The sequence below is a fragment of the Microcoleus sp. CZ3-B2 genome (assembly GCF_036705055.1).
In the GTDB taxonomy this organism is placed as follows: domain Bacteria; phylum Cyanobacteriota; class Cyanobacteriia; order Cyanobacteriales; family Microcoleaceae; genus Microcoleus.
The window spans coordinates 1-12,691 of record NZ_JAUBTN010000046.1 but is presented as its reverse complement, the minus strand read 5'-3'; the positions used below and the strand labels follow the sequence as shown (position 1 = coordinate 12,691).

At 47.4% G+C, this 12,691-nt stretch carries 13 protein-coding genes; 8 read left to right on the top strand and 5 right to left on the bottom strand.

Annotation, left to right across the window (positions count from 1 at the left end; all coding sequences use genetic code 11):
• The coding region (locus tag QUA97_RS19375) for a cadherin-like domain-containing protein (protein ID WP_333195596.1) at window positions 1–2,297 on the bottom strand (2,297 nt) is incomplete at its 3' end.
• A 1,533-nt stretch (window positions 2,298–3,830) separates the two neighbouring features.
• Here QUA97_RS19375 and QUA97_RS19370 point away from each other — a divergent pair.
• The gene (locus tag QUA97_RS19370; protein WP_194008558.1) at window positions 3,831–4,085 is read left to right on the top strand and encodes a hypothetical protein; all 255 of its coding nucleotides are present in this window, start codon (window positions 3,831–3,833) and stop codon (window positions 4,083–4,085) included.
• Between the two features lie 4 nt (window positions 4,086–4,089).
• A complete protein-coding gene (locus QUA97_RS19365) occupies window positions 4,090–5,754 on the top strand; it encodes a CHAT domain-containing protein (protein ID WP_333195595.1) in 1,665 nt (554 codons plus the stop codon).
• A 64-nt stretch (window positions 5,755–5,818) separates the two neighbouring features.
• Here QUA97_RS19365 and QUA97_RS19360 read toward each other — a convergent pair whose 3' ends face one another.
• On the bottom strand, window positions 5,819–5,962 hold the full coding sequence (locus QUA97_RS19360) for a hypothetical protein (protein ID WP_333195594.1): 144 nt from the start codon (window positions 5,960–5,962) through the stop codon (window positions 5,819–5,821).
• 783 nt (window positions 5,963–6,745) lie between these two features.
• On the opposite strand from QUA97_RS19360, the gene QUA97_RS19355 reads away from it, so the two are divergent.
• From QUA97_RS19355 to QUA97_RS19345, 3 genes are all read left to right on the top strand, one after another.
• Entirely contained in the window at window positions 6,746–6,886 is a 141-nt protein-coding gene (locus tag QUA97_RS19355; protein ID WP_194070007.1) for a hypothetical protein, read from the top strand.
• 611 nt (window positions 6,887–7,497) lie between these two features.
• The gene (locus QUA97_RS19350) at window positions 7,498–7,908 is read left to right on the top strand and encodes an AbrB family transcriptional regulator (protein WP_194008561.1); all 411 of its coding nucleotides are present in this window, start codon (window positions 7,498–7,500) and stop codon (window positions 7,906–7,908) included.
• 89 nt (window positions 7,909–7,997) lie between these two features.
• Window positions 7,998–8,465, top strand: coding sequence for a regulatory protein RecX (locus QUA97_RS19345; protein WP_194008562.1), 468 nt, complete (start codon window positions 7,998–8,000; stop codon window positions 8,463–8,465).
• A gap of 233 nt (window positions 8,466–8,698) precedes the next feature.
• Here QUA97_RS19345 and QUA97_RS19340 read toward each other — a convergent pair whose 3' ends face one another.
• From QUA97_RS19340 to QUA97_RS19330, 3 genes are read right to left on the bottom strand one after another with little or no spacing between them, the layout of a single operon-like run.
• Window positions 8,699–9,214, bottom strand: a complete 516-nt coding sequence (locus tag QUA97_RS19340; protein ID WP_194070006.1) for a DUF4385 domain-containing protein — start codon at window positions 9,212–9,214, stop codon at window positions 8,699–8,701.
• Window positions 9,211–9,636, bottom strand: a complete 426-nt coding sequence (locus QUA97_RS19335) for a DoxX family protein (RefSeq protein WP_194070005.1) — start codon at window positions 9,634–9,636, stop codon at window positions 9,211–9,213. Before QUA97_RS19335 ends, QUA97_RS19340 begins: the two co-directional genes overlap by 4 nt.
• 23 nt (window positions 9,637–9,659) lie before the next feature.
• Window positions 9,660–10,004 carry a hypothetical protein gene (locus tag QUA97_RS19330; RefSeq protein ID WP_194070004.1) on the bottom strand — a complete coding sequence of 115 codons (345 nt, stop codon included), beginning with the start codon at window positions 10,002–10,004 and terminating at the stop codon, window positions 9,660–9,662.
• Window positions 10,005–10,497: 493 nt separating this feature from the next.
• Here QUA97_RS19330 and QUA97_RS19325 point away from each other — a divergent pair, with 493 nt between their 5' ends.
• The 3 genes from QUA97_RS19325 (at window position 10,498) to QUA97_RS19315 (ending at window position 12,600) form a co-directional block, all read left to right on the top strand.
• Window positions 10,498–10,989: a DUF4168 domain-containing protein gene (locus QUA97_RS19325; protein ID WP_194070003.1), complete on the top strand. Its 492-nt coding sequence runs from the start codon at window positions 10,498–10,500 to the stop codon at window positions 10,987–10,989.
• A 255-nt stretch (window positions 10,990–11,244) separates the two neighbouring features.
• Window positions 11,245–11,682 carry an urease accessory protein UreE gene (ureE, locus tag QUA97_RS19320; RefSeq protein WP_194070002.1) on the top strand — a complete coding sequence of 146 codons (438 nt, stop codon included), beginning with the start codon at window positions 11,245–11,247 and terminating at the stop codon, window positions 11,680–11,682.
• Window positions 11,683–11,886: 204 nt separating this feature from the next.
• Window positions 11,887–12,600 (top strand): urease accessory protein UreF, encoded by a 714-nt coding sequence (locus QUA97_RS19315; RefSeq protein WP_194065895.1) that lies wholly within the window; start codon window positions 11,887–11,889, stop codon window positions 12,598–12,600.
• The last annotated feature ends 91 nt before the right edge of the window (window positions 12,601–12,691 follow it).

Genomic DNA, 12,691 nt, shown 5'->3' with positions numbered 1-12,691 from the left:
TTAATTTTGTCCTTGCCTTTGCCGCCGATGATTTTGTTTTTGCCTTTACCGACTTCGATATCGTCATCGTCATCGCCGCCGTCGATATCGCTATCGCCATCACCGCCTTTAATTTTGTCCTTGCCTTTGCCGCCGATGATTTTGTCCTTGCCGTTACCGCCTGTAATGTCATCATCGCCGTCGCCGCCTTGGATGTCGTTATCTAGCGTGACAGAACCGACAATAACTTGAGGCGCTGTATTGCCAACAAAATTAAAGACATTTTGCTCGACTTTCAAGCTAAAAGTCTGGTTGGCGAGTACATTTTTGCCGTCGCTAACTTCAAAACCAAAACTAGCGGCACCGACAAAACCTATGGTGGCTTGGAAAGTTAACAAACCGAGACTAATGTCTGCTTGAGTGAAGCTTAAACCAACTTGGGTTACGGCTACTCCCTTAAAGAATAGTTGCCCGGTTGTAGCATCAGGCAACTGCGTTACCTTAAAGACTGTGCCGCTAGCATTTGTTTCGCTATCGACAAACTTCAAGAAGTCAGAAGTAATAGTTATTTGGTTGCCATCAGAACCGACAGTCAAACTCTTATTAGCTTCCGATCGCGGAGGGGCATTAACTACCGGTAGAGTTGGAATTCGAGTTGGAGTTGGAGTTGGACTTGGAGTTACAGGAGTACCGTTAGCTCCCAAAAAGTCGCTAGCATCGAGAATCGTAGCGCTGACATTTAATAACAGCGCCAGCACAAAGCTATTGCTGCCGCGAATTTCGGTATTGACGCCGACTTGCACAAACGACAAGCTGCTAAAAATCAAGTCGCCAAATAGTAAAAACCTGTCGCTGCCGTCTGTGTAGTCAGTGATGACTGAACTGCCGGGACTGGTGGTGTTACTCATGACAAAAACGTCATTTCCAGCACCGCCGATACAGGTATGGTTGCCAGTACCGCCAACGATCGTATCGTTGCCGTTATTGCCCATCAAGGTGTCGTTGCCATTGCCGCCGCCGACAACGCTGTCGTCGCCGTCGCCACCGTCTGCCATGTCATTGCCGTCGCCAGTCATGAGGGTATCGTTGCCGGCACCGCCCATCAAGCTGTCGTCGCCGTCGCCACCCATCACGCTGTCGTCGCCGTCGCCGCCGTCGCAAGCGTCATTGCCCGCGCCACCCATCAAGGTGTCGTTGCCGGTGTCGCCCATCACGCTGTCGTCGCCGTCGCCACCGTCGCAAGCGTCATTGCCGGCACCGCCCATCAAGGTGTCGTTGCCGGTGTCGCCCATCACGCTGTCGTCGCCGTCGCCACCGTCGCAAGCGTCATTGCCGGCACCGCCCATCACGGTGTCGTTGCCGGTGCCGCCCATCACGCTGTCGTCGCCGTCGTCGCCGTCGCAAACGTCGCTGCCGGCACCGCCCATCACGGTGTCGTTATCTTTGCCACCGTTAACGATGTCGTTGCCTTCGCCACCGTTAACGATGTCGTTGCCCCGATCGCCCCTGACGGTATCGTTGCCTTCGCCGCCCTCGCAGTTGTCGTCGCCTTTGCCGCCGTACACGCTATCGCTACCTGCGCCGCCGTCAACCCGATCGTTTCCGTCGTTGCCGTTTACCCAGTCATCGCCGTCATCGCCAAAACAAGTATCTTGGTCGCTGCCGCCCAAAATAGTATCGTTGTCTTTGCCGCCATATACCTTGTCGTCACCTTGGCCGCCGTCGCAAATGTCGTTACCGCGATCGCCTCTTATTTCATCGTCACCATCGCCGCCGTCGCAATCATCGTCATCTTTACCTCCGTAAAGCCGATCTTTGCCACCGTTTCCTCTCATTCTGTCTCGGCCTTTTTTGCCGAATATCACCTCGTCAGCGCTGGTGCCGACAATTAAGTCATCGTCATCGGTACCTTCGAGGGTCTGGCGAACGCTGCCGCTGCCATCTTCTGCGTCATCTGTGCGACCGGCACTTTCTTCGGGTATAGCGTTAAATTCAGCCCTTGTGCTGTCATCCTCAGCAGTTGTTTCGGATGTGCCGTTAGACTGATTCGGAACTTGGCTGTTACTGTTGCTAGGGGTATTTTCGGCGATCGCGTCGTCAATTAACTTGGCTAAGTCGCTATCAGAATCGATCGCGCTGGCGCTGCGGAAAGCCGCGAGTCGATCGAGTTCGCCGGCGGAAAGCCCGAACTCTGGTTCTTCGTCATCTAGGGCGATCGGTGCAAACAAATTGGTTTCTGTCAAGTCAGAAATTTGTGTTCGATCGCGATCGGGAAAAAGTGTTCCCGATACATTTCCTAACAACATTTCTTCTTCCATCGTTAATATTCTCTCCAAAAGATTGAGATTCTTAGAATCAGTTTATCAGCAAGGAGGAGACAGCCGAACAACAAATTATAATTTTATATTTTTGTCTGCTCTAGTGGCTGCTTTTCCACCTTTTTGTTATAGATGCTATTTAAACTGCCAGGGGTTATTTTGCTGTTTTTGCGAGTTCTCTCTCCGGCAATCGCGCACAAAAATAACTGAGCCACCACATACACAGCCAGTTTTGTACCGAAGTTCAGCTTGCTTTTGATGTTCTCCGTAATTTCTACAGTAAGCTGCGTATACTTGCGCTTAAGGGTAGATATTCTACGTATTTTTACCGTGATTTAGCCTAATTTAAACTCGCAGATCGCAACTCCTAGACAACTACCTAAAATTTTTTACCCCAAATTTTCCCCTGGCTTTTCTGGCGGTCGAGCCTGGTGCGCTGAAGTTTTGTAACACTTCCAGCTATGACAAATCCTTCCCTGACTTAAGGATTTGAATTCTTGATGTAAGTGACTGCACGCTTCTAATTTTAGTTCCCGATGATTAATTACAATTTTAAATAATTCGCCGTCGCAAATATTTGTTTTAATTTTCAGTCCGGCAATTCGATCTCGATCGCCCCGCTGCGATCGAACTGAAAAAAATATTTTTTCTGCAATATAAACAACTTAGCAAAAATCTATCTATCTTAAGACTGATTTGAAAAATCAGCAACCAACAGCAATCAACGCAGGAGTTGTTTTTAGTGAAATTGACAAGCACAAACAGACATTGCGATCGCAAATAATATCGTGTTTGCTCGCTTAAGCACAGTAATATTCGATGTGCTTGCGGACTTAAAGTCCGCACTACAAACCCTATTGACTAGGCTTCGTTTTATCAACAATCAAAATGATTGTTGTTGGAAATTATGGGAATAATTTTATGAGGGTTGTATTGTTGAAAATTAAGATTTTTAGCTTGCTCTTTTCTATTTAAATATAAATACATTAATACATTTTGATAAAGAAGAATATCATAAAAGTGGTAAAATAGCAACCCTTAATTAGAAATTATCGATAATCGCTCTATCGATTGCCGATCGCCCCTGAGACATCCCAGAAACAAGTACCGTGCCGCGTACTTCTGTCGGGAAGTCTCCAAATTGTAGAAGAAAGCTCTTACTAGCAGATTCAAAGCCACAACTCAATCTCAAATCTTCAAGGGCCCAATCTCAAATCGACGCTGCAGATGAGGGTTCGGGGCTTACAGATGAGGTTCCGAGCCGACCAATTCATTAATTGACACAAAATCTAGATTTCAGATGGGGGGATGATGGTAGAGGATAAGCGGTGAGTAGCGATCGGGCGATCGCCTCCCCGAAAAATTTACTCAAATTTACCTTTGATATTTCCCTGAAACCGGTGGGTGAGAGCTGAAGTTATTTTAATAAGAACTAGAGATCCGCTTGGTAAAGTACCTCCAATTTAACTTTACTCAGCAATGAGAAACTCAAGTTCCCAAGGAATGTAAAGGGGTCTGCGGTAGAGGTGCAAAATGTTAAAGATAGCAAAATTGGAGAAAATTCCGCTTTCAATTAGCCGCAGGGCAATCAAAACTAATAAACTGTTATTAAAGTACAAGTTTTACACCCTCAAAGTGTTTGAACAAATATATTTGAGTTCTGCGTTCGCCCGATCGGGGGAAGCGCAATCAGAAAGTTTCATTCAAAGAGTAAAAATCAGTTTGTCGGTGGCGATTGCTAGCTGCAAAAACGCAGGCAAAATCAGAATTGAGGCGGGAGGGCGCTAAATCGGTGAACCAGGAATTTAAACTCTCAGTTACCCCAGTTGGGGACGATGAATATCTAGTACGGACAGAAAAGGTTGCACCCGGTGTACCCTTAGCAGAACAACAAGTCCGCTGGCCGATCGACGAATGGCTGGCGCTGTCTGCTCAACTGATGAACGACCCTTTGGTGGGCTTGCTCCAGGGAACTGCTACTGGTCGGGGACTGTCACGATCGGAAAAACACTCAGCGCCTTCTTTAGTAACCCTTGGGCAACAATTATATAGCGGGCTGTTTCAAGGAAACTTGCGCGACAGTTGGACTTGCGCTCAAGGCATCGCCCAGCACCGCCGAGATGTGCTGGAACTGCGGCTAGGGCTCAAAGGCAGGGACTTGCCGCGACTACCGTGGGAAGTTCTGCACGCGGGCGATCGCCCTTTAGCAACCGGCACCGATTTGGTGTTTTCTCGCTACCAACCAGGTACAAGTTTATTCAAACAAACCCGGATACTGCCGAGTGGCGGGCCGCTAAAAATTTTAATGGCGATCGCCTCTCCCAGCGATCGAGACAACTTGCAGCTTTCGCGAGAAGTGCTGCAGCTGCAACAAGAACTGCAAAACCGCAGCGCTAACCCCCTCAAAAACGGCTTCCATTCCCCGGAAATTCAACTGACTATTCTCGAACAGCCCGATCGAGAACAGCTTACCCAAGCCCTAGAACAAGGACATTACCAAGTCCTGCACTACGCAGGCCACAGCAACCCCGGTTCCAGAGGTGGCGAACTCTACCTAGTCAGCAGCCGCACCGGCTTAACCGAAACCTTGAGCGGCGACGACTTAGCGGGATTGCTGGTCAACAACGGCATTCAGATGGCTGTGTTCAACTCCTGTCGCGGTGCCTACGGCGGCCCATCAGGCATCACAGACGACAGCCCGGAACGCAACTTAACCGAAGCTTTAGTCAAGCGGGGCATTCCTGCAGTGCTAGCAATGGCAGAAAGCATCCCCGACGAAGTAGCCCTAACTCTGACGCGGCTGTTTTACCGGAATCTCAATCAAGGCTATCCAGTCGATCTCAGCCTGAGTCGGGCCAGGGCGGGACTAATTTCTACCTACGGTTCTCACCAGTTATATTGGGCTTTGCCCATTCTCTACCAGCACCCGGACTTTGACGGCTATCTGACCGGCGCTCCAACCCAAAGTACCGCATCCAGTCTCGGGCTGCAAATAATCGCGTCTGGAATGCCGTCGGCGGCCTCGTCTGGCACAGAATGGAAGAGGCCGTCTTCGGTGGCGGCGATCGCCCAAAACCCGCCACAGCCAGCCTATCAAACGGATGAGTCAGACAGTGAGGACGGCGAAGTCTGGGAATATTGTCCTGACCAACTAAAAGATCGCAGGGATTGGATGAACCCGAGCGATCGACCATCGGCGACTAATTTACCCAACTCTATTTCCGATCCAAAGTCTTCGGTTATTTCACCAAACCCTGTCGCTCAAAAGGCTCAGAAAGCGTTAAAAAAACCGGGATTAAAAAAATGTCTGGCGCTGACGCTTTGCTTGTTGCCGGTTGCTTTGAGTGCTGGCTTTGCTGGGTTGCGGTACTTGCAGCACCGCAGCGCGAAACCGGAACAGTTACTCCCGGAGATGCGGACTCCCCTGTCGCAAAATTATATTCAACAGATAAATTAAAATCGATTGCCCGATCGCAGGTGAGAACTTGTATCGCTCGATCGGGTTGTAAATCGAAACCATACTATTTGCGATTGGCGATTTGAGATTTGCGATCGGGATTTATATCATGTTCGGTCAATTGACCGCAATCAGTAAGGTTCGTAGTGCCGACGGTCGTCCGCACTACGAACCGTTTTTGCGATCGACCGGATTTGATATTACGCACTCCCGACAAAGAAACTGGGTTTTTTACCCTTACTGCGGATTGCAGCGAAGAATTTTTGTCAAAAAACCTGGTTTCTGGCCCCTAGTGCGTAAGTCCTAAGCTGTTGCTCATATATATTGTGTATGGCGATTGAGGGCCAGAGGGGGAGAAGGGGAGAGGGGGAGAGGATTTGACAATTTTTGATTGTCATCAAAATATACAATGTTTATTTGCACAACAGCTTATTAATAAAGATTGACTTATTACGTCAGGGTTGGGAGTTGCCCTGCCGCTACATTCTTTGGGTGAAAATGGTATCAAAATCTGGTATGAGTCGCGAAATGCTCGATCGAGCATTCGTGGTGCGGCGTGCCGCCAATCAAACCCAGAGCCTTAACAATTAACAACAGAGTCACCGTCTGGAGCGAAAATGGTATGAACCTGCGGTGGCTTTTAAATTGTATATTTGCCTGACATCGCAAAAAATTCTCTCCCATCAGACCCTCAATCACCACACACAATTTAAATACCCAACAGCTTATTTCCTTCTTGGTGGCTGCGCGATGTTTCTGCCGCGCCGGTGGAGTCTGGTTTTAGGTGACGCTCCTACACCAACCGCAAGCGGTATGTTGTAGGCATCTGAGTTCGGTCAAGGATATCAATATCTTCCTTCATCGTTGCGCTCTACGGCGTTTTATAGTGAGGAACAGGTCCCGCCCCACTTGTCACATCAAAGCTGTTTTATCTAGATATAGATTGTTATTCTGCGATCGAAGATATGAGTATTTTACCACAATTATTACAATGAGTGCTCGTCTCGTCGCCATCTTTAAGAATGCTGGTTGGCTGGGCCCAACATCGCGGAGGGAGGATAGCTCCTCACAAAAGCGCGGCTCTCATCCCACTCGCCCAAAGATTATGGGCTGGGGATTCCCGCCTGTCTAGCTAAAACCCGTTCAACGAACAGGTCAAATTTGCTTGAATTTTTACCGGATTGCCATCGTCGGACTGTTTTCTGTGCGAGTTATATGCCGAACACCTTAATAGAAGATTGGGACTCGGTATTTGGGGTTTTGAGGGGATTGGCAGCCCGAAAAACAGGGTTTATAAGTAGCTAGCTGGTAGGGGGATCGAAAATATGTGCGGCCTCGCCTTGTTGAGGTAAAAGTTAACCCCGCGCAGGTAAATGCTTTGGGCAGATTTGCAGCGATCGCGCTCTAGGTATTTCCATTCATGTCTGTCTTGTTTTTTACTTTGACTGCAGACAGGAGCTGGATTGGTGAATGCAGGGAACAGACTTTACTGTAAAAAAGTAAAGCATTTAATTTGCGACAATAATTCCTGCTGCGATCGCTCCAAGGGTTCAGACAACCATTTTAGTCGCCAGCAGCAAATAAATCGCCCTTCGAGCATCCACGAGTTGTACCCCCAGTTTTGAGGCTGCAGAAATTTATCCAGAATCCGATCTTTTTAATTCTTAGTATTGACAGTGAAACAAAGTTAATCTAATGTGTTGTAATTGATATAAGTAAACTCCAATAACCGAGGTAAGGTCAATGGCAGAAACAGCGACAGCACCCTTAACAGGAAAAGGTCTGCTTCAAAAAATCAAAGGCAGCGATTTGCCTCGCAGAGAACTTGCAAAGCTTTGCGGCTACTTCACCGTCAGCAAGAGTGGAGAAACACGGATTAACCTGGCTGAGTTTTACGATGCAGTATTAGCTGCTAAGGGCATTGAGCTAGAGAAATCTAAAGCAGACGGACGCGGACGAGAAGCGAGTTATCGCGCTAGCGTTCACAAGAATGGCTCGATCGTGATCGGGGCAAATTACACCCAAGAAATGGGATTAAAGCCAGGAGACGAGTTTGAAATTAAACTCGGATACAAGCACATTCGCTTGATTCAGATCGATGCCGACAGACCAGAGGTGGAATTGGCAGATGATGAGGAGGATACAGAAGAATAAAGGCGAGCGCGATGCAGTCAGCCTAGGTTAAGGCTACTGGATTTGCATTCGTTACACGAGTATTTGCGCGCCACCATGCGATTTAACTGATGAGCTGTCTTGACTATTTCTATTTTCTCTTGTCTCGCAAAGACTACAGTGCCTCTGAACTTCGCAAAAAGGGGCAAGAGAAAGGTTTTGGCAATGAGGAAATATTGGAGGCGATCGCGCAAATTCAAGACCGGGGCTATCAGTCTGACACTCGCTTGGTGGCAAACTCGATCGCAAGTGCTGCGGGCAAATACGGGAAATCCGCCATCAAGCGCAAGTGCCTGCAAAAAGGAATTACTAGCGATTTATTCGAGCAAGTCTGGGAAGAAGAATTTGCCGAAAATCAGGATTCAGAAGCCCAAAAACTGGCAGAATTAAAAGCCAAAGTCATGCGGAAATACAAGATCGACGCGATCGATCGAGTAGATCCAAAAACTAAGGGCAAAGTCTTGAACTACCTGCAATACAGGGGCTTTAATGCCTTTGAACTTTTGCGACAGTGGCAAACAGAAGAAGATGATGAGTAAATTGTAGGATCTGGTAAGTCAATTCGCCCCCGAGATAGGCAAGCACAACTGCATTGCTGCCCCGGGGGAGAAATGGTAATTTATAAGTCAGTTTTTGTAAGTTTATGCCCTATCGCGCCTGCTCAATTAACCGCAGGCGTTAACGGTTCGCGCCCGAAAGTCTGCAGCCTTCAATCAGACTCGCATTCGGCACTACGAACCTGGTTTTTTATGATAATCGACGGGACAGGATGTCAATCCTCAGACTTGCTGGAAGAAGATTCGTACATCTGCCGGTGTCTGGCTAAAAGCAGGAGATATTTCTCATTGGTTTTGGCCAGCATCCATTTGTCTTTAAAAATGGTGGCGGATTCTGCTTTCACCGGATCTGCATCTAGGGGTAAAATATCTTGGCGAGCAGCGGTTTGCTCTGCAACAGACTCCATTTTTTGAGGGTTCTGCTTGTATTTTCGACCGCTTTTGTGGTTGGCGTAGCGGCGCGATCGAGTATACCCCATTTGTAAGAACTTGCGCGCCATGTCCGCTCCCACAAAATCTTCGCCATCGAGATACTCTAAAAATAACGAGTAAATTTTGCTGCTGGACTCCCTGGCAATTTCAGGAGTCTTAAATCTCCAGAAAGGCAGAATTTCTCCTTTGTAGGGCTCCACCAATAGCACTCCTTGTTCTCCTTTCCCCACGCAATAAAGTTCTGGGTGCTGTCGAAAGTCGATGTTCTTAAAATCCGCATGGTAGTCGAACTGCTTCATGGGGCATTTTTTGTCGTATCTGGAATTATAGAAGCCCGTGGTTTACCTTCGTCTGGTTTGGTATAAACCCAGGCCCAAGCAATCAAAACGGCTTGAAAAGGCAGCCTGAACCAATACAATAATGGGTTGTCGGGAATCCCTTCTATGGGTATGCTGTTGACTGCCTGATTGATATTAGCTGGAAACACGGCAATAAACAAGGCAATTAACCCCCACGCCGCCGCTCTGCTGACTGGTGGAACTAACAGCCCAATCCCGCCCAAAATCTCGAAAAAACCGCTGATATAAACCAATGCTTCCGGGTAAGGAAGCTGGGGCGGCATGATTCTGATAAAGGGTGCGGGTACTGCAAAGTGCAGCACGCCTACGGTACTGATAGCTACTGCGAGGATGACTCGCCAAATTTCTTTTTGAGCTTTCATGGGAAATCGGTAATTAATAATTGTTAAGTTACGGCGAAAATGCTTGCAAAAATTCGCTGTTTGCGATCGATGACAAGAAGGCTCAGGTACAAAAATTCCAGCCCTCCGGGTTTTTCTAGTCTTGCCGGCGGCTGTAACAATCTTTGGTAGAAAAACTTGGTTTCTCGATAAGTCAGAGAAGTTTTCCCAGCCCGAAACTTGAGGAAGCGGGGCCGAATTGAAGGTTCGCAGGTGATGGCCGAAAACAGATAGCGCGGGTTTTGATAACAAGATTTTAGTCTGTAGTTCCCGAATGCTGCCTCTGTCTTGGGGTAGTAATACCCTGTGCGATCGATTACGATAACAAACCAGGTTCGCGCGTGCGTCATATCGTTTCCGGTTGCATCGGAATAATAAAATCGAGTCAGCAGTCAACAGTCAACAGTCAACAGTCAACAGTCAACAGTCATGAGGAGTGCAACCGGAATTGATATCATTCCCAATTCCCCAATCTAAAATCTAAAATCTAAAATCGTCTGATGGGCGATCGCACCTAAATACGAGTCATTTGTCAAGGAGTTTTATAATTATTTAATATTTGAGCTGTGAGAATTATTTGTAGAGGGAATTATGAAACGCACCGCAATGAAAATGAGCGTCTAAATACTGTGTTCTATCAACTTCTGGTGAGATGTTAGGATGGATCTAATTATCGAGTTTGCTAAAAAGTCGATCGCCCTAGCAACCGCGCAAATCCTTCTACTTGAATTAAAGATTGTCACGCTTGTCGGCAGGAACTTTTTCGCCACCACATGATTCACAAATATTGAGCCTCCCAGCGCTGTGTCATTTTTATTTACACGCAAGCAATCACCGACGACCATGAACACCTTAACCAACAACTCTAAATTTCGCCTAAACCCGATGCTACGGCAATCGCTGTTCTCCGTCATCATATCTGCAGCAGCTTTGGCTACCGGATGGGCCCCTGGCTTGTACGGACAATCCCCAAACCTCGTTTTCGGAGCAGCAGCCCAAGCTCAAGCCATTAGCAACACCGAAATTACTAACTACGCTCGCGCTGTCTTGTCAATAGAACCCAGACGGGTGCAAGCTTATCAGGAAATTAAAGGAATGGCTGGAGGCTCGGTACCCAGAGTAGTGTGCAACGAAACTCAGGAAATTAACAGGCTGTCGGGAGGTGTTCGCGGCGTGGCTGTGAATTACTGCGACCAAGCTAAAAAAATTATTGAAAGCAATAACTTGACAGTTAGACGCTTCAACGAGCTCACTTTGCTGCAGCAAAGGAATCCGGAAGTCAAACAGCAAATTCAAGCCGAGCTGCTGCGGCTGCAACAAGCGGGAAATCAATAAAATCGAGTGTTTGAGTCTTTCTTCCTCTCCCGTTCTGTTGTTAGAGTTACTGGGCGTTATGCGAAAATAGTTAAGAAAGGGATCTCGCCTGTAATAAAGTGCTTGACAAAACGAGCAAAACATGGTATGCAAGGACGGGAGCGGTTCAGAGAGATGACAATTTTGTAACTCGCTGTCAGTCGTTATTAAAGATAAAAAAGATCTTCCTCAAAAACTAGATGTGAAGCGAGTTAAATTGAGGAATAAAATAAAAAAATGCTAACTTTCACCAAACATTTGCCTGCAAATCCCGATGCTGCTGTCAGCTTTACTTTAGCAATGACAGCCGACGATCGCACTCGCAGCCGCCACCAATTCGAGACAGAAGGTGGGGAAAAACTGCACCTGAGTTTACCCAGAGGTACGGTATTGCGCGATCGAGATTTATTGCAATCGGAAGACGGTAGCTGTTTGGTACAGGTAAGTGCAAAACCCGAACCGGTAATCACAGCGCGGGCCTCGACTAAGTTGCTACTGCTGCGGGCGGCTTATCATTTAGGAAACCGTCACGTAGCTTTAGAAGTTACCGATAATTATTTAAGGCTTTCTCCCGACTCTGTTTTGCAGGGAATGCTCGAAAAAATGGGTTTGGAAGTTATAGAGGAAATTGTACCATTTCAGCCGGAAACGGGCGCTTACGGCCACAGCCATTAGGTATTGGGAATGGGGAATGGGGAATGGGGAATGGGGAATGGGGAATGGGGAATGGGCCAAACAGGGCATCGGCCAAACAGGGCATCGGGCATCGGGCATTGCAAACAACAACCAACAAATAACAAATAACAAATAACAAATAACAAATAACAAATAACAACAGTCAACAGTCAACAGTCAACAGTCAACAGTCAACAGTCAACAGTGAACAATCAACTTTTATGTTTGTTGCAGTTAGCTTTTGCGCCTGTGGGAGCTTATAGTTATTCTGAGGGAATCGAAAGTCTGGTAGAAACCGGTGCGATCGACAGCGAGATTAGTTTGAGGAATTGGTTGGAAAATTCGCTGCAATTCGGGGCGGTGCGAGTAGAAGCTGCTGTGGCGATACGGGCTTTGAGGGCGGCAAAAATTGGGGATTTGAGGGCTTTGAATTACTGGAATGCTTGGGCGACTGCTGCTAAGGAAAGTGAAGAGTTGCGCTTGCAAAGTTGGCAGATGGGACGGACTTTGACGCGGTTGTTGCTGGATTTGCGTGAAGCGAAGCTATCCCGCAGGGAATCGCCCGTTGTTTCTGATTTAACAACTATTGTCAAAGATTTGGTGGAATCTGGCGGCAATCCGTGCAATTTTGCGATCGGCTTTGGCATTGCCGCCGCCAACTGGCAGATAGAAGAGGAAGCCGCCGTGTTAGGATATTTGTACAGTTGGGCTGCAAATTTGGCGAGTGCGGGCGTGAAACTGATTCCTTTGGGTCAAACTGCAGGCCAGCAGTTGCTGTTAGATTTACAGTTTCAAATTAACTCTACGGCGCGAGAAGTTTTACAATTAGAAGACGATGATCTTGCTAGTTGTAGTTGGGGATTGGGACTGGCTAGCATGGCCCATGAAATTCAGTACACTCGATTGTTTCGGAGTTGAAAATTGGAAGTCATTAGTCATTAGTCATTAGTCATTAGTCATTAGTCATTAGTCATTAGTCATCAGTCATTAGTCATCAGTCATTAGTCAT